Raw genomic sequence first — 18,155 nt, 5'->3', positions numbered from 1 at the left:
GGCGGATGCGGGCCGGTGGGGCTGGTCGCGCAGTTCCCCGCGCTCCTAGGGGGTTGCAGTCACCTGCGCCAGGACGGGGCCGCGCAGGCCGCCGCAGGCGTTCAGGGGCGCGGGGAACTGCGCACAACGCCCGCCCCCGCCGACCCCGCAGCCGAACCCGACCTCAGACCTGCGTCCACGTACGCCGGTCGCGGGCCATCGCATGCAGCGCCTCCACGTCCGCCGGCTTGAGGACGCCGCCCAGCCGGGCGAAGCCCTCCAGGTCTGTGTCCCGCAGGACGCGGACCTCGCGGGGCGGGAGAGTCACCGCCAGATCGGACGCGCCCACGAGGGCGAGGACCGGGTGGACCTCGGCCGTCAGGGCGTAGGAGGCCCGGTCGGCGTCCGCGCGGACGCGGCGCAGCAGCGGCTGCCCGTCGCGGCGGCCGAAGGCGACCATCGGGTCGGCGACCGTGACCCGCTGCTTGCGGGCGTACAGCGTGTGCACCGCGAACAACCCGCCCGGCCCGATCACCAGATGGTGGACCCGGTCACCGCCGGGCAGCGGCACGGAGTGCAGCGCGTGCCAGCCCACGCCGTCGAGGCGGTCCAGCGCCTCCCCCACGGCCTGTTCCGCCTCCAGCGCGCGCCGACGGGGGTCGCGGCGGAGCAGGTGCGGGGAGCCGGGATCCCGGTCCAGGGCGATCTGGAGGGCCTCGCCGGGCCGGTTCGGCGCGAGGTCGTCGTCCGGGTGGAGGGAGAGCCGGGCCAGTTCGGCGGGCGTCGGCACCGGGGGCGGGCCGACAGCCACCCGGCCGGTCAGGAAGGGCCCGAGAGCGTCCAGCACATCCTCTCTGCGGTCCTCGCTCAGCAGATTGATCCGGGCCGCCTCACGGTCGTACCAGGCGATGTTCCTGCCGTCCGTGAGGCAGACGTAGAGCCGCTCCTGACCATGGCGCCAGGTCGGTACGACGCGCAGTCCGCTCATGCACCATCACCCCACCGACCATGGGAACAGGCGGGGTGCTGCGCAGGCAAGAAGCCGGTTACCTTTGGGGTGAGTCGCAGCGACTTGGGGAGGCGCTGTTGCGGACCCGCAGGAAGCAACCCGACGTACCGGCTCCGGACAGAGCGTGGGACGAGATCGTGCCCGGGCTGTGGATGGGCGGACATGAGTTCCAGGGCCTTTCCGGGCGACGGGAGTTCGCTGTCGTACGGGACGAGTTCGAGCTCGTACAGACGCTGCTGCGGCTGCCGGGCCACGGTCCCGATCCCGGCGTCGAGCACCATGTGTGGCCCATTCCGGACGGCTCGCTGGACGGGACCCAACTCGCGGGCGTGATGCGCCTGGCACGGGCCGCGAGCGACGCACTGGACGAGGGCCGGAAGGTCCTCGTCCGCTGTTACCACGGCTACAACCGCGCGGGCCTGGTCGTCGCGCACGCCCTGGTCCGCAGGGGGCACACGGCCGACGCGGCGATCCGGCTGATCCGGGGCCGGCGCTCACCGTGGGCACTGCACAACGAACTGTTCGTCGAGTACCTCCAGGCCGGCCTGCCGACGGCCCGGCTGCTGGAGGAGCTGACCGAGTAGGGCGGCCCGGGCCCACCGGACGGCAAAAAGGACGTCCGTACGAATAATGTGTACGGGGCCGACACCCCGGACGGCCCCGATCCCAGGAGCACAGTGCCACCCGCCCGCCGCGCACCCCGTACGACCCGCGCCGTCACCGCCGTCGCCCTGCTGCTCGCGGTCGCGTCGGGCTGTGGCGACGCGGGCGACCTGGTGGGCGCGGGCTCCACGCCGACCGCGATCAGCCCCGACCGGCTGTGGCCGCAGCTGACGCCCGCCTCCAGCCCCGCCTTCGAGATCGGCGAGGTGGACTCGGAGGTCGTGGCGGGCGTCCCCGTGCCCGGCGACGACATCCGCACGGTGGACCCCGTCGCGCTCGTACGCGCCGAGATCAAGGAAGACGCCGGCAGTTACGCCGGCGGGGGCTACGTCGAGACGGCCCGCCGGATGGCGGACTGCGGGAAGAAGGGGGCGGCCGGGAAGAGGTGTCCGGTTCTGCGGCCGTACTACCGCGACCTGACCGGTGACGGGCGCGAGGACCTGACGCTGGGCTTTCGGCAACTGCCCGGCAATGTCACCGCCGTACGCGTCTACACCGTGGAGAAGCACCGGCTCGTGCGGGTCATGCACTGGGAGGACGCGGTCAGCGGGGTGGAGCTGGCCGGTCGGTCGGTGATCATCCGTTCGCCGTCCGAGGTGGCCGGATACGAGTACCGGCTCCAGTGGACCTGGGACCCGCAGCAGAAGTCGATGCTCCTCACGCACGACGAGATGCTCCGCACCGGCAGCCGTGCCCTCGGGGACGCGCCGAGCCCGGTGCCCGGCCCGTCCGCGAGCTCGCGATGAGGCTCGCACTGCCCCGCTGGTCCGGCACGCTGGCCGTGAAGGCCGCCGTCTTCATCACGGTGATGTGCTGCGCCCTCGCCGCGCTGCTCGGTGTCCTCGTGCACGTCTCGGTGACGAACCAGACCGTCGGCGAGGCCCGCGGCCTGGCGCTGAGCCGGCTGAAGGAGGCGACCGAGGCGTACGAGGCCGGGGACGCGCTGACGTGGGACGCGGGCGTGGATCCACCGGACCTGCCGGGGTCGCTGCGGACGCTGGCGGTGGCCGGGGACCGCGGCACGATGGTCGCCGAGCACCGCGGCCGTCCCACGATGTGGGCGGCGGGACCGGTGGACGGGAACCGGGCGCTGGCCGTGGAGGTCGACTATTCGCAGGGTGCGCGGACGATCGCGGGCCTGGACCGGGCGATCCTGTGGTCGTCGGCGCTGGCGATCGCGGCGACGCTGCTGGTGGGGGCGTTCGCGGTCACCCGAGTGACGAAGCGGCTGCACAAGACCGCCCGGGTGGCCCGGCGGATCACCGCGGGCGACCTCGACGCGCGGGTCGGCGATCCGCGGACGAAGGATCCGTCGCGGCCGCAGGACGAGGTGGCCGCGGTGGCCGCCGCGCTGGACTCCATGGCGGGGTCGCTGCAGGGCAAGCTGCTGAGCGAGCAGCGGTTCACCGCGGATGTGGCCCATGAGTTGCGGACGCCGTTGACGGGGCTGCACGCGGCGGCCGAGTTGTTGCCGCCGGGGCGGCCGACCGAGCTGGTGCGGGACCGGGTGGCCGCGCTGCGGACGCTGACGGAGGACCTGCTGGAGATCTCCCGGCTGGACACAGGCCGGGAGACGGTGGAGCTGGACACGGAACGTCTGGCCACGGTGGCCCAGCGGGTGGTGCGGGCGTCGGGGACCGACACCGAGGTGGTCGTCCTGCGGGATGTCGCCGTGGAGACGGACCGGCGGCGGCTGGAGCGGGTGCTGGGGAACCTGGTGGCCAACGCGCATCGGCACGGCCGGGGGCCGGTGACGCTGACGGTGGACGGGACCGTGGTGACCGTCCGCGACCACGGGGACGGGTTTCCGGAGTACCTCGTCGAGCACGGTCCGCAGCGGTTCCGTACGGAGGGCGGGGCACGGGGCCACGGGTTGGGGCTGACCATCGCCGTGGGGCAGGCGGAGGTTCTCGGGGCCCGGATCTCGTTCGCGAACGCGGACGACGGTGGGGCGGTCGCCACGTTGGCGTTGCGGTAGCCGATCGGCGCCCCCGAACGGCAGCTCCTATGGCCCAGCTTGAAAGGCGGCCCGGGCGCGGCGCTCCTAACGTGGCGATTAGTCAGGTTCGACACCCCCGTCACGGAGGCCCCCCATGTCCCTGCGCTCCCGCTTCTCCATAGCCGTCGCCGCCGGCGCCCTCGCCGTCACCGCCCTCACCACGCCGGCCGTCGCCGACGACGACTGGGGCACCGACCCGAACAGCGACACGGGAACCCAACAGAACCAGGGCCAGGGGCAGAGTCAGGGCCAGGCGCAGGGCCAAGGCCAGAGCCAGGGCGTAGGCCAGGCGCAGGGCCAGGGGCAGGGGCAGAACCAGGGCCAGAGCCAGGGCCAAGGCCAGAACTCCCGCCTCGCCAGGGGTGTCGTGACGGCCAGTTCGCTGGCGTTGCGCAGTGCGCCGAACCGGGGCGGGCAGATCATCCGTTGGGCCGACCGGGGGGAGGTCGTCTCCATCTTCTGCCGGACCAGGGGCCAGAGCGTCCAGGGCAACCCCCAGTGGTACCTCCTCACGGACGGCACCTGGGCCTGGGGCCCGGCCCGGTACATCAGGACCATCGGCCCGACGCCACGCTGGTGCTGACATCCCGGTCAAGCTAGGCAGACATCACGCCCTATTTGGGTAAGTTCCGGACATGACCAAGGCCGGAACCACCGTGGCCCCCGCGGACCCCTCCGCTCGCGCGGTACGCCTGCCCCGGCGCCGTGGCATCGAACTGGCCCTCATCGTCCTCGCCGTCCTGCTGTCGGTGTACGGCTACTGCGCTGTCGGCCTCGCCAGGAACGGCACCGTCCCGCCCGGCGCCGCCGGTTACGGCGCCGGGCTCGGTGTGCTCGCGCTCCTCGCCCATCTGGCGGTGCGCCTGAGAGCGCCGTACGCCGATCCGCTCCTGCTGCCCATCGGCGTGCTGCTCAACGGCCTGGGCCTGGTGCTGATCTACCGCCTCGACCTGGAGACACCCGGCGACCGCGCGGCCCCGACCCAGCTCGTGTGGTCCACGGTCGGGGTGGCCCTGTTCATCGTGGTCGTCCTGATACTGCGCGACCACCGCGTGCTCCAGCGGTACGCCTACGTCTGCGTCGCCGCCGCGCTCGCCCTGCTGATCCTCCCGATCCTGTTCCCCGCCGTGAACGGTGCCCGCATCTGGATCAGGGTCGCCGGGTTCTCCATCCAGCCGGGCGAGTTCGCGAAGGTGCTCCTCGCGGTGTTCTTCGCCGCGTACCTCGCCGCCAACCGGAATGCGCTGGCGTTCGCGGGGAGGCGGTTCTGGGGGCTTCAGCTGCCCACCGGCCGGGTGCTGGGCCCGGTGCTCGCCATCTGGCTGATCAGCGTCGGGGTCCTGGTCCTGGAGCGGGACCTCGGCACCTCGCTGCTGTTCTTCGGGCTGTTCGTCGTTCTGCTGTACGTCGCCACCGGACTCACCGGCTGGATCGCGCTCGGCCTGCTGCTGGCCACCGTCGGCGCCTTCGCCGTGGGCTGGCTGGAACCGCATGTGCACAGCAGGGTGCAGGACTGGCTGCATCCGTTCGCGTCGATCGCGGCGGGCCAGGGGCCGAACCAGGTCGCGCAGTCCCTATTCGCCTTCGCGGCGGGCGGGGTCCTCGGCACCGGGCTCGGGCTCGGCCACTCCGTGCTGATCGGCTTCGCCGTGAAGTCCGACTTCATTCTGGCGACGGCCGGCGAGGAGTTGGGCCTGGCCGGCCTGTCCGCGATCTTCCTGCTGTACGCCCTTCTCGTGGAGCGCGGCTACCGGGTCGGCCTCGCCCTGCGCGACCCCTTCGGACGGCTCCTGGCGACCGGCCTCGCCTCGATCGTCGCGCTCCAGGTGTTCGTGATCGCGGGCGGGGTCGGCGGACTGATCCCGCTCACCGGCATGGCGATGCCGTTCCTCGCACAGGGCGGCTCGTCGGTCGTCACCAACTGGGCGATCGTCGCCCTGCTGATCCGGGTGAGCGACTCGGCCCGCCGCCAGTACGACGGGAAGGAGACCCCGTGACAACGCCGGCCCCCGGCATGAGCCGCTACATCCGGCACGCCGCCCGCTTCTGCGCCCTGCTGCTCATGGCACTCCTCGTCAACGCGACCCGCGTCCAGCTCTTCCAGGCCGGCGCGCACGACGCGAACCCCGCCAACCGCCGCGAGAACATCGCCCGTTACGGCCGGGAACGCGGCGACATCCTGGTCGGCGGGCGTCCGGTCACCGGCTCCCGGGACACCGGGGAGCAGCTGCGCTACGAACGGACCTACGCGAACGGGCCGTTGTACGCGCCGGTCACCGGCTTCGCCTCGCAGGAGTACGGCACGACCCTCCTGGAGCACACCGAGGACGCGGTCCTGTCCGGCTCGGACCCGCTGCTGACGCCGTTCCCGCTGTGGAACGACTTCACGAGGAGACGCACGCCGGGCGGGAACGTCGTCACGACGCTGAACGGGGCCGCGCAGGAGGCGGCCTTCCGCGGGCTCGCCGGGCGCAAGGGCGCGGTGGCCGCCCTGGACCCGGCGACGGGACGCATCCTGGCGCTGGTGTCCTCGCCGTCGTACGACCCGGGGGTGCTGTCGGGCAACGACCCCCGGGTGGGCCGGTCCTGGACGTGGCTCAACAGCAATCCGGACAAGCCGATGCTCAACCGGGCGGTACGGCAGACCTATCCGCCGGGTTCGACGTTCAAGGTGGTCACCGCGGCGGCCGCGCTGGACGCGGGTGTGGTGACGGACGTGGACGCGTCGACCGACTCGCCGGCGCCGTACACCCTGCCCGGCACCACCACCTCGCTCAGCAACGAGTCCGACGGCTGCGAGGACCTGTCCCTGCGGGAGGCGTTCCGGTGGTCGTGCAACACGGTGTTCGCGAAGCTCGGGGTGGACGTGGGGGTGCGTCACATGACGGCCACCGCACGCGCCTTCGGCTTCAACGACAACTCCCTGCGCATCCCCTTCTCGGTGGTCCGCAGCACCTTCGACCCGTCCGTCGACCGGGCACAGCTGGCCCTGTCGTCGATCGGCCAGTACAACACCCGCGCGACCCCGCTCCAGATGGCGATGGTCTCGGCGGCCGTCGCCAACGGCGGGCAGATCCGCACGCCCTACCTCGTGGAGCGGACCACCACGGCCGGCGGCAGCATCGTGGACACGGCGGGCCCCCGTCCGCTGCGGCAGGCGATGTATCCGGCGACGGCCGCGGTGCTGAAGGAGCTCATGACCCAGGTGGTGACCGAGGGCACCGGCACCAACGCGGCCATTCCCGGCGCGATCGTCGGCGGCAAGACCGGCACCGCCCAGCACGGCATCGGCAACGCCGGGGTGCCGTACGCCTGGTTCGTGGCGTGGGCGCAGGGCGAGCGGGACATGGAGCCCAAGGTCGCGGTGGCGGTGGTGGTGGAGGACGCGTCGGCGGACCGGGGGGACATCACCGGGGGCGGGGTGGCGGCACCGATCGCGCGGGCGGTGATGGAGGCGGTGCTCAACTCCAAGGAGTGAGACGGGGGTTGAAGCCCGCTGATGGACCGACCTACCGTTCGGTCCATGATTGACGCCACCGCATACCAACTCGCCCAGGTGAACATCGGCCGTCTCAAAGCCCCGCTGGACTCCGCGCAGTTGAAGGACTTCGTCGACAACCTCGACCCCGTGAACGCCGACGCGGACGCCGCCGACGGCTTTGTCTGGCGGCTGGAGGACGAGTCCGGCGACGCGACGGACATCGCCGTCTTCGGCGACAAGTGGTTGATCATCAACATGTCGGTGTGGCGGGACGCCGACGCGCTGACGGCGTACATGTACCAGGGCCGGCACCGTGAGATGCTCGCCCGCCGCAGGGAGTTCTTCGAGCGGGTCCAGGAGGCGATGGTGGCCCTGTGGTGGGTCCCGGTCGGCCACCGTCCCACGGTCGCCGAGGCCGAGTCCCGGCTGCTGCACCTGCGCGCCAACGGCCCGACACCGTACGCCTTCACACTCCGGACGCTGCACCCGCCGCAGGGGGCGCAGCCGGTGACGGCCCTGGAGATCCCGGACGACCTGGGCTGCTCGGTCTAGACCGGCTTCCGCATCTCCGAGCGGATCCGGAGGATGGTCGCGGCCGGCTTGTCGAGGTCCACGTCCGAGGGGTCGTCCGTGGTCGCCAGCCACAGAGCGGGAGCGTCACCTTCACACCTCTGTCGGTCCGGGTCCTGACCTCGCAGGTGATCGTGATGCCGCAACACCGAACACGAGCCCGAGCCGTAGCCGACGGGCTGCGGCTGCGGCTGTCCGTACGGGCCGACGGCGCAGGCGTGGACTCGTCAGTACGTCACTCCATGTGAGCGGCCCCCTCCTCGATCGCTTCACTCACCTCCGCGACCCGCTCCCGCTCCTCCGCCGCGAAGCGCTCCGCGTCCAGTTTCTCGGCGATCTCCTCGTCCTGGGCCATGAGGAGGTCGAGGTTGGAATTGCCCATCTCGAAGACGCCCATGTCGACGTAGGCCTGCTGGAGGCGCTTGCCCCACAGGCCGATGTCCTTGACGCAGGGGACGATCCGGGAGAAGAGCAACTGACGGAAGAGCGCGAGGAATTCGGACCGTTCGGCGTACTCCTCGGCCTCCGCCTTCGGGATGCCGAAGTTCTCCAGGACCTCGACTCCGCGCAGGCGGTCGCGCATCAGGTAGCAGCCCTCGATGACGAACTCCTCGCGTTCGCGCAGTTCGGCGTCGGAGAGCTGCTTGTAGTAGTCGCGCAGGGCCATCCGGCCGAAGGCCACGTGCCGGGCCTCGTCCTGCATGACGTAGGCGAGGATCTGCTTGGGGAGGGGCTTGTCGGTGGTGTCGCGGATCATGCCGAAGGCGGCCAGCGCGAGGCCCTCGATGAGGACCTGCATGCCGAGGTAGGGCATGTCCCAGCGCGAGTCGCTCAGCGTGTCGCCCAGCAGGGACTGGAGGTTGTCGTTGATCGGGTACAGCATCCCGATCTTCTCGTGGAGGAAACGGCCGTAGATCTCCGCGTGCCGCGCCTCGTCCATCACCTGGGTCGCCGAGTACAGCTTGGCGTCGAGGTCGGGCACGGACTCCACGATCCGCGCGGCGCACACCATCGCGCCCTGCTCACCGTGCAGGAACTGGCTGAACTGCCAGGAGGCGAGGTGCTTGCGGAGCTCTCCCTTGTCCTGGTCGGTGAACTTCGCCCAGTACTTGGTGCCGTAGACGGAGATGGCCTCGTCGGGGGTGCCGAGGGGGTCGTGGGGATCGACTTCGAGGTCCCAGTCGATGCGCTTCTGTCCGTCCCACTGTTTGTCCTTGCCCTTCTGGTAGAGGGCGAGGAGGCGGTCGCGGCCGTCGTCGTACTCCCAGCTGAAACGGGCCTTGCCCGTCGCCGGTACCTGCCAGTGGGGGTCCCCGGGGTCCGTGGTGTACAGGTCGAAAGTCGGCATGTTCCGCAGGCTGCCCCTTCGTAGACGCCGGGTCAACAAGTCGTGCGCAAGGGATTGACGGTCTTGCTGACAGGCAGTCTCATAAGAGCCATGACGAGTCTGACAGAAGTCGACGCGCTCGAAGGGCTGCGCGACGCCCTCGGCCTGCTCAAGGACCGGGAGCAGGTCGCCGAGCGGCTGCTCGACTCCTCCGCGAAGCACTCCTTCGACCCGGACGAGGAACTGGACTGGGACGCGCCCTTCGAGGAGGGCCTGTGGTTCTGGCCGCCGGAACTGGTCTCGCTCTACGGCACCCCGATGTGGAAGCGGATGAGCGAGGAGCAGCGGATCCTGCTCTCCCAGCACGAGGCCGCGGCGCTGGCCTCGCTGGGGATCTGGTTCGAGATCATCCTCATGCAGCTGCTGTGCCGTCATATCTACGACAAGGCGGCCACGAGCGCGCATGTGCGGTACGCGCTCACCGAGATCGAGGACGAGTGCCGGCACTCCAAGATGTTCGCGCGGCTGATCACCCGGGGCGGGACGCCCTGGTATCCGGTGAGCCGGGCCCACCAGCAGCTCGGGCGGCTGTTCAAGACGATCTCCACGACCCCGGGGTCCTTCACGGCGACGCTGCTCGGTGAGGAGATCCTCGACTGGATGCAGCGGCTGACGTTCCCGGACGAGCGGGTGCAGCCGCTGGTCAGGGGGGTAACGCGGATCCACGTGGTGGAGGAGGCCCGGCATGTGCGCTACGCCCGGGAGGAGCTGCGGCGGCAGATGGTCTCCGCTCCGCGGTGGTCGCAGGAGTTCACGCGGGTCACGTCCGGGGAGTTCGCGCGCGTGTTCTCCGTGGCGTTCGTGAATCCGGAGGTGTACACGAACGTCGGCCTGGACCAGCGGGAGGCTCTCGCGCAGGTGAAGGCGAGCGGGCATCGGCGGGAGGTCATGCAGACCGGTGCGAAGCGGTTGACGGACTTCCTGGACGACATCGGGGTGCTGCGGGGTGTGGGGCGTCGGCTGTGGAGGTCGTCGGGGCTGCTGGCTTGATGGTCGGGTGCGGGCCGGTGGGGGCTGGTCGCGCCAGCGAGGTCTGACCGCACCCACCCAGGGGCGCGGGGCCGTATCGACATGCTGCTCCGCCGCGGGGCGCGACCAGCCCCGACGGACCCGCAGACGGCCGACTACCCTTCGAGGCATGACCCCATCCGCTCCCGCTTACCGTCGGCTGAGTGTCGAGGAGCGCCGGAGCCAGCTTCTCGAAGCCGCCCTGACCCTCTTCGCGCACCGCGCCCCCGAGGAGGTCTCCCTCGACGACGTGGCCGAGGCGGCCGGAGTCTCCCGTCCGCTCGTCTACCGGTACTTCCCCGGCGGCAAGCAGCAGTTGTACGAGGCCGCGCTCCGGTCCGCCGCCGACGAACTGGAGCAGTGCTTCGCCGAACCCCTGGACGGCCCCCTCCTCGTCCGCCTCTCCCGTGCCCTGGACCGCTACCTCGCCTTCGTCGACGAGCACGACGCCGGCTTCAGCGCCCTGCTGCAGGGCGGCAGTGTCGTCGAGACGTCCCGGACCACGGCCATCGTGGACGGCGTACGACGGGCCGCCGCCGAGAACATCCTCAGCCACCTCGGCGTCACCGAGCCCGGTCTGCGGCTGCGCATGACCGTGCGGATGTGGATCACCGCGGTGGAGGCGGCCTCCCTGATCTGGCTCGACGAGAGCAAGCAGCCCCCCGTCGGGGAACTGCGCGACTGGTTGGTCGAGCAGTTCGTCGCCGTGCTCTCCGTGACCGCGAACCGCGATCCGCAGACCGCCGCGCTGGTCACGGCCCTCGCGATGGATGCCTGACACTGGTGCCGTGAAGAGCGAAGACACCCCCTTCGAGGGCGGCCCCATGGACGGCCGGGTACTGCCCGTGCTGCTGGGGCCGACCGGTCATCCGCCGAAGACGTACCGCATCCCCGTCCCCGACGCGACCGGCGGCCCGGCCACCGTGCTGGTCTACCGCCGGGTGCCCAGGGGTCACAGCAGGCTGGGGATCCCGAAGGGGTGGAAGTACGCGTACGACCCGGAGGGCAAGGCGGACGACCGGCTGAAGTGGCCGTGGTCCAAGCCCGACAAACACCGGCCCGACAAGCCGGCTGACACCGACGGGTGACGAGGTTGCGCCGAACCGCCCACCCGGCGCGCGAGGACGCCGACCCCGTCTGATGCTCACCGTGCGGAACAGAGGGGCTGCTCCGCACGGAGGTGATGGCATGTCAGGAAGGCTTCTGCGTCTGGTGTGTACGGCGGCGGTGGCGGCCGGCACCGCCCTCGCACCGGCGCCCGCGACGGCCGTACCGGAGCCGGAACCGCGTGAGCGTTCCGTCGCCGAGCTGCTGACGGACCTTCAGCGGCTGTACCGGGAGGCCGAGGAGGCGACCGAGTCCTACAACGCCACCGAGGAGAAGCTGAAGGCGAAGCGCGCCGAGGTGAGCCGGCTGGACGCGGCCCTCTCCAAGGCCCGGCTCTCGCTGCACGACAGCCGGGGTGCCGCGGGGCGGCTGGCCCGCCAGCAGTACCAGAACAGCACCGGTATCTCGCCGTACGTCCGTCTCCTGCTCGCCCGCGACCCCCAGCACGCTCTCGAACAGGGCCATGTCATCGGCCGGTTGGCGCGGGACCGGGCCGAGACGGTGGGCCGCCTGTCCGGCACCGAGCACCGCGCCGACGAACTGGCCCGCAAGGCGCGCAAGGCGCTCGACGACCAGCTCACGCTCGCCAACCGGCAGAAGAAGGAGCGGGACGCCGTGCGGGGCAAGCTCGCCGGCGTGGAGGATCTCCTCGCCTCCCTCACCGCCGAACAGCTGACCCGGCTGGCCGAGTTCGAGGAGAAGGGGATCGAGAAGGTGCAGCAGGAGCTGACCACCTCGGGCGCCCTCGGCGACGACAACCGCGGGCCGACCCGCAAGGGCGACAAGGCCCTGGATTACGCCCGGCGCCAGCTCGGGAAGCCGTACCAATGGGGCGCCGAGGGTCCGCGGACGTACGACTGCTCGGGGCTGACCTCGCGGGCCTGGGCGCATGCCGGCACCCGGATCCCGAGGACCAGCCAGGAGCAGTGGGCCCGGCTGCCGAGGGTTCCGCTGAAGGACCTGCGGCCGGGCGACCTGGTCCTCTACTTCCCCGGGGCCACGCATGTGGCGCTGTACGTGGGCCGCGGCGAGGTCATCGAGGCCCCGAGGACGGGCGAGAAGATCAAGCTGTCCCCGCTCGCGTCCCACCCGCTGCTCGGGGCCGTACGTCCGGACGGCGCCGGTCAGGCACCCGCCATCGAGGCGAGGTAGGCCTGCGTCTTCTCCGGCTCGTAGAAGAAGTTCTCGAAGTCGGCCGGGTCGTTGAAGGCGTTGGCGAAGCGGTCGGCGACCGGCTGCAGCTGTCCGGCCGCGCCGATCAGGTTCAGGATGTGCTCCGGCGGCGGCGCGAGCATCGCGTTCGTCCACTTGGTAACGTGCTGGGCGGTGGCCCAGTACCGCTCGAACGTCGCCCGCATCCACTCCTCGTCGAACTCCTTCTCCCCCTGGTCGAGGATCGACGCGAGATAGGCGGCCGCGCACTTGGACGCGGAGTTGGAGCCCTGCCCGGTGATCGGGTCGTTGGCGACGACGACGTCGGCCACGCCCAGGACCAGTCCCCCACCGGGCAGGCGGCCTATCGGATTGCGCACGGTGGGCGCGTAGCGGCCGGCCAGCGTGCCACCGGCGTCCGTGAGTTCGACGTTCGTGGCACGCGCGTACTCCCAGGGCAGGAACGTCTCCATGAGTTCCAGGGTCAGGGAGAGGTGTTCCGCCGGGTCCTTCACGCCGTTGAAGACGTCGAGCGGGCCGCCGGGTATGCCCTCCCAGAAGAGGATGTCGGCACGCCCGGAGGTGGTGAGAGTCGGCATGACGAACAGTTCGCCGACACCGGGGACCAGGTTGCAGCGCACGGCCTCGGTGTTCGGGTGCTCCGGGCGCGGGCCCAGGCCGTGGACGTAGGAGACGGCGAGCGCGCGCTGCGGCTCGCGGTACGGGGAGCGCTCCGGGTCCCTCGCGAACATGGAGACCAGCTCGCCCTTGCCGGCCGAGACCAGCACGAGGTCGTACGTACGGGAGAAGTAGTCGAGGTCGCCGACCGCGGCGCCGTGGATGACGAGCTGGCCGCCGCGCTGCGCGAACGTCTCCATCCAGCCGGCCATCTTCACCCGCTGGTCGACCGACTGCGCGTACCCGTCGAGGTGTCCCAGCCAGTCGATCGCGCGCTGCGAGGGCCCCGGGTCGAACGAGCCGGGAGCCGCCACCGAGACGCCGAGTCCTTCGATCTTCGGGGCCTGGGACTCCCAGAAGTTCAGCTGGAGATCGCGCTCGTGCTGGAGTGCCGTGTGGAACATGCACTGCGTCGACATGACCCGGCCGGCGCGGATCTCGTCCGCCGTCCGGTTGGACATCAGGGTGACCTCGTACCCGTGCGACTGGAGGCCGAGGGCGAGCTGGAGGCCGGACTGGCCGGCTCCGACGACGAGTATCTTCCGCATGCGGGTGCTGTTCTCCTACTCGGGGGTGACGTCCAGTGCGTGGCCGACCAGGGACAGGAGCGTCTCGATCACCGAGATCTTCCGCCGCGCGTCCATGATCATGACAGGTATGTGGGCGGGGATGGTCAAGGCCTCCCGCACGTCCTCCGGTTCGAAGCGATCGCTGCCGTCGAAGTGGTTTACCGCGACGACGTAGGGCATCCCACAGCCGTCGAAGTAGTCCAGCGCCGGGAAGCAGTCCTTCAACCGCCTGGTGTCCGCTAGGACCACCGCGCCGATCGCGCCGCGCACCAGGTCGTCCCACATGAACCAGAACCGCTCCTGGCCCGGCGTGCCGAACAGGTACAGGACCAGGTCGTCGTCGAGCGTGATGCGGCCGTAGTCCATGGCCACGGTGGTGGTGACCTTCTCCGGGGTGCCGGTGAGGTCGTCGACCTGCTCGCTGGCCTCGGTCATCAGCGCCTCCGTCTGGAGGGGCTCGATCTCCGAGACGGTGCCGACGAGGGTGGTCTTGCCGACGCCGAAGCCGCCGGCCACGACTATCTTCGTGGCGATGGGGGCGCGGGTGCGGTCCGTCTGCCAGGACCTGAGGTTGTCGTCGGTCTCGACATCGACGAACGGGGTGACGCCGAACGCCTGGGAGGCGGCGGCGTCAGAGACGACGGAGTCCACTCAGCACCCTTTCCAGCAGAGCGCGGTCGGGACGGCCCGTACCGTGACCGGTCCCGGTGCCGTACACACGGATCTTTCCCTGGTCCGCGAGGTCGCTGAGGAGCACCCGGACCACGCCGAGCGGCATCTTCAGCAGCGCGGCGATCTCGGCCACCGTGCGCATCCGGCGGCACAGTTCGACGATGGCCCGCAGCTCCGGCATGACCGACCGCAGCCCGCCGTTGGTGAGCTCCTTGCGCTCCTCGGCGGCTTCGAGGGCCGCTGTGCTCGCCACGAACGTCTCCACGAGGAGGACGTGGCCGAAGCGGGTCCGGCCGCCGGTGAGCGAGTACGGGCGGACCCGGGCGGCCTTGCGGTCGCCGCCGCGGACCGGGAGCTCGGGCCTGTTCGTCATCGGGCGCTCCCTGTCGCGTCGTGCTCCAGCGACTGCCGTAGCTCGCTGCGGAGTTCGGGGGTCAGGACGTGTCCGGCACGGCCGACGAACAGGGCCATGTGGTACGCCACGACGCTCATGTCGCAGTCCGCGGAGCCGTGCACACCGAGCAGCGAGCCGTCGCTGATCGACATCACGAACAGACTGCCCTCGTCCATCGCGATCATGGTGTGTTTCGTGGCGCCGAAGTCCATGAGCTTCGCGGCGCCGAGGGTGAGGCTGCCGATGCCGGAGACGATGGTCGCGAGGTCGGCGGAGGAGCCTCGCGGGCCGGAGGGTTTGCCGTCCCGCCCCTCGCGTGCCTCCGCGTTGCGCTCGGCGTCGGAGGAGAGCAGGAGCAGGCCGTCGGAGGAGACCACGGCGACGGACTGGACGCCGGGGACCTCCTCGACGAGGTTGGTCAGCAGGAAGTGGAGATTGCGGGCTTCACGACTCAGTCCGAAGGTACTGGGCGCGGTCAACTGCTTGCCTCCTCGGCTGTGCCCCCCGTGGCTTCTTCGGATGCGGTGCGTTGTGTGCGGTGTTCTGCGGCCGGCAGCTGGGTCTCGCCGGTCTGTTCCTTGATCTCCGCCGCCACGTCGCGGTGGCCGGCTTCCGCCCCCCGGTGGAAGCCGCCGAGCCTGCGGCGGAGTGCGTCGGCGTCCACGGACGCGTTGCGCCGGCGCGGGGCCGGGGTGGTGGGTGCGGTGATCCTGGGGGTGCGCTTGGGGAGGCCCTTGTCGGTGAGGGGCTCTTCGTCGGCGCGGGTGTGTTCGGTCTCGGTCTCGACTGCGGCGGCCGCGGGTTCCGGTGCCGACGGCTCTTCCGGTACGGGGTGCGGCTCTCCCTGTGCCGGTACCGGGGCCAGGAGTTCCATCGTCGTCTCGGCGGGGGACTCCAACTCCGGCTTCGACTCCGGCTCCGCTTCCGCCTCTGCGTCGCGTACGGCGTTCTCGGCCAGCGCCACCAGGGGGTCGCCGCCCTCCGAACGGCCGCTGAGGACGTTGGAGTTGGCCTCCGCGTCCGCGCCGGGGAGGGAGAAGGAGTGGGTCGCGCCGGTGACCGGTCCGGTGCCGGAGGCCGGTACGGCGGACGCGGGCGCGGCGGTGAGCAGCGGCTTGGGGAGGACCACCACCGCGGCCACACCCCCCTGCTTCTGCTCGCGCAACTGCACGCGGACGCCGTGCCGGTGGGCCAGGCGGGCCACCACGTACAGGCCGAGGCCCAGCCCCTCGTCGCCCTCTTCGCGCGACTCGTAGGCGGCCTCGGGATCGAAGTCGGCGAGGCGGGAGTTGAGGGTGGTCATCCGCTCGGCGGTCATGCCGATGCCCTCGTCCTGCACGGAGAGCATGACCTCGCCGCTCTCCAGGAGCCAGCCGGAGACCTCGACGGGCAGGTCGGGCGGGGAGAACGAGGTGGCGTTCTCCATCAGTTCGGCCAGCAGGTGCGAGAGGTCGTCCGCGGCGAAGCCGGCCACGTGGGCGTGCGGCGGCAGGGCGGCGATGCGGACGCGCTCGTAGCGCTCGATCTCGCTGACGGCGGCGCGGACCACGTCGACGAGCGGGACCGGCCCGGCGCTCTGCTGCACGTGTTCCGTGCCGGCCAGGACGAGGAGGTTCTCGCTGTGGCGGCGCATGACCGTGGCGAAGTGGTCGAGCTTGAAGAGGGTCGCCAGGCGCTCCGGGTCCTGCTCGCGCTCCTCCAGGCTCTCGATGACGGCCAGTTGCCGCTCGACGAGGCCGAGGGTGCGCAGCGCCAGGCTGACGAAGGTGGCGCCGATGGTGGTGCGCAGCCGCTCCAACTGGGCGGAGGATTCGGCGAGTTCCTCCTTCAGCTGCTCGCGGGCGTCCGCCATCTTCTGGCGCTGGCCGACCAGGTGCTTGCGGTCGGATTCCAGGGTGGCGATCCGCTCGGCGAGCGCGACGGCGTGCGCGTGCAGGGTGTTGACGGAGCGGACGACCTGGGCGAACTCGTCGTTGCGGCCGGTGAAGGAGACCGCTTCCTCGCTCGTGGGGTCCTCGGCCCCGGCGAGCCGGGCGGAGCCGCGGCGCAGCACGGACAGGGGCCGGGTGAGGGTGCGGGCCATGGCGGTGGTGATACCGACGGCCAGCAGCATCAGGGCGCCGAGGACCGCGACCCGCAGCTCCAACGCGGTGACGTCGTCGTCGCGCAGTTGCTCCAGCGCCTTGACCCGGCGGTCGAAGAGCGCGGACTCGGCGCCGCGCATGAGGTCGACGCGGGCGGACAGGGCGGCGTCGACCTTGCCGGCACTCGTGTCGAGTTCGCCGTCGGTGAGGGTGGGCTGGTCGGTGAGGGCGGCGAGGTACTTGTCGGCCGAGTTGACCTCGGGGCCGGTGACCGTGGAGTCGTAGCTCGCCTTGGCGGCGGCGGGCGCGGACTCCCGGAAGTCGGCGAGGGCCGCGTCGGAGCGCAGCCGGGCCTGCTGGGCGGCGGCGCTGAGCGCGTCACGCTGCTTGGCGTCGGCGGCCGAGGAGACCTTCCTGGTGGTGGTCAGGCCGGTGATCGGGTCGTAGTCGCTCTCGGTCGACGTCGGCACGCCGAGCGCCGCGAGCAGCAGTCCGCGGGTGGCGGCGGCCTGCTGTACGGCGGAGTCCAGCTCGGCGAGGGAGTAGGCGCCGGAGCCGGCGCGGGCCGGCATCTTCTCGGCCAGTTCCTCGGCGAGGCGGTGCAGTTCGGTGATGGCGGCGGAGTAGGCGTTGTGCGTCTCGAGCGCGGTGGTCCTGCCGGTGAGCGCGGAGCGTCGTACGGCGGCGATGTCGTCGAGGTCGGCGCGCAGGGTCGTGGACAGGTCGCTGTCGGCGCGCAGTTCCTCGGCCTGGCGGTCGACGCGGGCGCTCGACTGCTCGCCGGGCGCCTTCGTCCTGGGCCGTCCGGCCGCGATGTAGGGGGTGACCTCGTCGCGTTCGTCGGCGAGCGCGTGGGCGAGGTCGAGGGCGTCCTGGGTCTGCTCGGCGAGCGTCACCAGGTCCTGGGAGTCGTGCAGTTCCCCGGAGGCGGTGACGACGGAGGGGGCGCCGGCTCCGGCGATCGCGGCGGCCACGACGGCGGCGGCGAGAATCAGCCGGGTGCGGACGTGGGTGGGGCGGCCCTTGCCGACAGGAGTCCCGGGGGCGCCCGGCGTGGCGGATGTGTGCTCCGCGCCGTTGCCGGAGGCCGTCTGCTTGCCTGTGCGACGAGGCCGCGTCTTCTGCACCGCTGCTCGCATTCCTGAACTCGTGATACCCATGGGCCCGGGGTGACGCTCCGTCAACTGGTGTGCACACCGGGGTACGGTTCCCGACCCTCCCAGCGCCGGTGGGCGGTGGTCGCCCATCGCCTGAGCCGCCACCCGAAGGAGTGAACCCCGGAGGGGAGTTGGCGGGCAAGTTCCCGCGGCACACGCACGGACCCGGGGCGGCGGGCCGGTTGGACGCCGGCGAAGACCGATGGCAGGATTCGCCACCACGCGTGCCCGGCGGCAGCCATTCCA

At 71.4% G+C, this 18,155-nt stretch carries 18 protein-coding genes; 11 read left to right on the top strand and 7 right to left on the bottom strand.

The genetic code is table 11. The features are described from left to right. Positions 1-163: 163 nt before the first annotated feature. A complete protein-coding gene (locus tag ACZ39I_RS14550) occupies positions 164-967 on the bottom strand; it encodes a nuclease-related domain-containing protein (protein WP_467244776.1) in 804 nt (267 codons plus the stop codon). 98 nt (positions 968-1,065) lie between these two features. On the opposite strand from ACZ39I_RS14550, the gene ACZ39I_RS14545 reads away from it, so the two are divergent. The 7 genes from ACZ39I_RS14545 (at position 1,066) to ACZ39I_RS14515 (ending at position 7,683) form a co-directional block, all read left to right on the top strand. Next, positions 1,066-1,572, top strand: a complete 507-nt coding sequence (locus ACZ39I_RS14545) for a protein-tyrosine phosphatase family protein (protein WP_467244775.1) — start codon at positions 1,066-1,068, stop codon at positions 1,570-1,572. Positions 1,573-1,665: 93 nt separating this feature from the next. Next, on the top strand, positions 1,666-2,397 hold the full coding sequence (locus ACZ39I_RS14540; RefSeq protein ID WP_451473353.1) for a hypothetical protein: 732 nt from the start codon (positions 1,666-1,668) through the stop codon (positions 2,395-2,397). After that, entirely contained in the window at positions 2,394-3,629 is a 1,236-nt protein-coding gene (locus ACZ39I_RS14535; protein WP_467244774.1) for an ATP-binding protein, read from the top strand. The genes ACZ39I_RS14540 and ACZ39I_RS14535 overlap by 4 nt, the downstream gene beginning before the upstream one ends. A 115-nt stretch (positions 3,630-3,744) precedes the next feature. After that, complete coding sequence (locus tag ACZ39I_RS14530; protein WP_467244773.1) at positions 3,745-4,233, top strand: SH3 domain-containing protein; 489 nt, start codon at positions 3,745-3,747, stop codon at positions 4,231-4,233. 52 nt (positions 4,234-4,285) lie between these two features. Then, positions 4,286-5,647 carry an FtsW/RodA/SpoVE family cell cycle protein gene (locus tag ACZ39I_RS14525; protein WP_467244772.1) on the top strand — a complete coding sequence of 454 codons (1,362 nt, stop codon included), beginning with the start codon at positions 4,286-4,288 and terminating at the stop codon, positions 5,645-5,647. 17 nt (positions 5,648-5,664) lie between these two features. After that, positions 5,665-7,128 carry a peptidoglycan D,D-transpeptidase FtsI family protein gene (locus ACZ39I_RS14520; RefSeq protein ID WP_467245116.1) on the top strand — a complete coding sequence of 488 codons (1,464 nt, stop codon included), beginning with the start codon at positions 5,665-5,667 and terminating at the stop codon, positions 7,126-7,128. A 45-nt stretch (positions 7,129-7,173) separates the two neighbouring features. After that, positions 7,174-7,683, top strand: coding sequence for a DUF3291 domain-containing protein (locus ACZ39I_RS14515; RefSeq protein WP_467244771.1), 510 nt, complete (start codon positions 7,174-7,176; stop codon positions 7,681-7,683). A gap of 253 nt (positions 7,684-7,936) precedes the next feature. Here the strand turns inward: ACZ39I_RS14515 and ACZ39I_RS14510 are convergent, their stop codons facing one another. Continuing rightward, complete coding sequence (locus ACZ39I_RS14510) at positions 7,937-9,049, bottom strand: ferritin-like domain-containing protein (protein WP_467244770.1); 1,113 nt, start codon at positions 9,047-9,049, stop codon at positions 7,937-7,939. A 90-nt stretch (positions 9,050-9,139) separates the two neighbouring features. On the opposite strand from ACZ39I_RS14510, the gene ACZ39I_RS14505 reads away from it, so the two are divergent. From ACZ39I_RS14505 to ACZ39I_RS14490, 4 genes are all read left to right on the top strand, one after another. Continuing rightward, a complete protein-coding gene (locus ACZ39I_RS14505; protein WP_393600621.1) occupies positions 9,140-10,078 on the top strand; it encodes an AurF N-oxygenase family protein in 939 nt (312 codons plus the stop codon). Positions 10,079-10,226: 148 nt separating this feature from the next. Then, positions 10,227-10,874 carry a TetR/AcrR family transcriptional regulator gene (locus ACZ39I_RS14500; protein ID WP_467244769.1) on the top strand — a complete coding sequence of 216 codons (648 nt, stop codon included), beginning with the start codon at positions 10,227-10,229 and terminating at the stop codon, positions 10,872-10,874. Beyond that, a complete protein-coding gene (locus ACZ39I_RS14495) occupies positions 10,867-11,184 on the top strand; it encodes a hypothetical protein (RefSeq protein WP_467244768.1) in 318 nt (105 codons plus the stop codon). The genes ACZ39I_RS14500 and ACZ39I_RS14495 overlap by 8 nt, the downstream gene beginning before the upstream one ends. Positions 11,185-11,284: 100 nt before the next feature. Further along, on the top strand, positions 11,285-12,355 hold the full coding sequence (locus tag ACZ39I_RS14490) for a C40 family peptidase (protein ID WP_467244767.1): 1,071 nt from the start codon (positions 11,285-11,287) through the stop codon (positions 12,353-12,355). Here ACZ39I_RS14490 and ACZ39I_RS14485 read toward each other — a convergent pair. The 5 genes from ACZ39I_RS14485 to ACZ39I_RS14465 are packed head-to-tail and all read right to left on the bottom strand — an operon-like array spanning position 12,328 to position 17,879. After that, on the bottom strand, positions 12,328-13,581 hold the full coding sequence (locus ACZ39I_RS14485) for a styrene monooxygenase/indole monooxygenase family protein (protein WP_467244766.1): 1,254 nt from the start codon (positions 13,579-13,581) through the stop codon (positions 12,328-12,330). The genes ACZ39I_RS14490 and ACZ39I_RS14485 overlap by 28 nt on opposite strands. Positions 13,582-13,596: 15 nt before the next feature. Continuing rightward, complete coding sequence (locus ACZ39I_RS14480; protein WP_393600620.1) at positions 13,597-14,253, bottom strand: GTP-binding protein; 657 nt, start codon at positions 14,251-14,253, stop codon at positions 13,597-13,599. Further along, positions 14,234-14,647 carry a DUF742 domain-containing protein gene (locus ACZ39I_RS14475; protein WP_352390186.1) on the bottom strand — a complete coding sequence of 138 codons (414 nt, stop codon included), beginning with the start codon at positions 14,645-14,647 and terminating at the stop codon, positions 14,234-14,236. The genes ACZ39I_RS14480 and ACZ39I_RS14475 overlap by 20 nt, the downstream gene beginning before the upstream one ends. Continuing rightward, on the bottom strand, positions 14,644-15,147 hold the full coding sequence (locus ACZ39I_RS14470; RefSeq protein ID WP_467244765.1) for a roadblock/LC7 domain-containing protein: 504 nt from the start codon (positions 15,145-15,147) through the stop codon (positions 14,644-14,646). Before ACZ39I_RS14470 ends, ACZ39I_RS14475 begins: the two co-directional genes overlap by 4 nt. Then, positions 15,144-17,879: a sensor histidine kinase gene (locus ACZ39I_RS14465; protein WP_467244764.1), complete on the bottom strand. Its 2,736-nt coding sequence runs from the start codon at positions 17,877-17,879 to the stop codon at positions 15,144-15,146. Before ACZ39I_RS14465 ends, ACZ39I_RS14470 begins: the two co-directional genes overlap by 4 nt. Positions 17,880-18,155 lie beyond the last annotated feature (276 nt).

Source organism: Streptomyces sp. NPDC024687 (genome assembly GCF_055559055.1).
The sequence above is the reverse complement of the archived record's forward strand: the minus strand, read 5'-3'. Positions and strand labels throughout refer to the sequence as shown.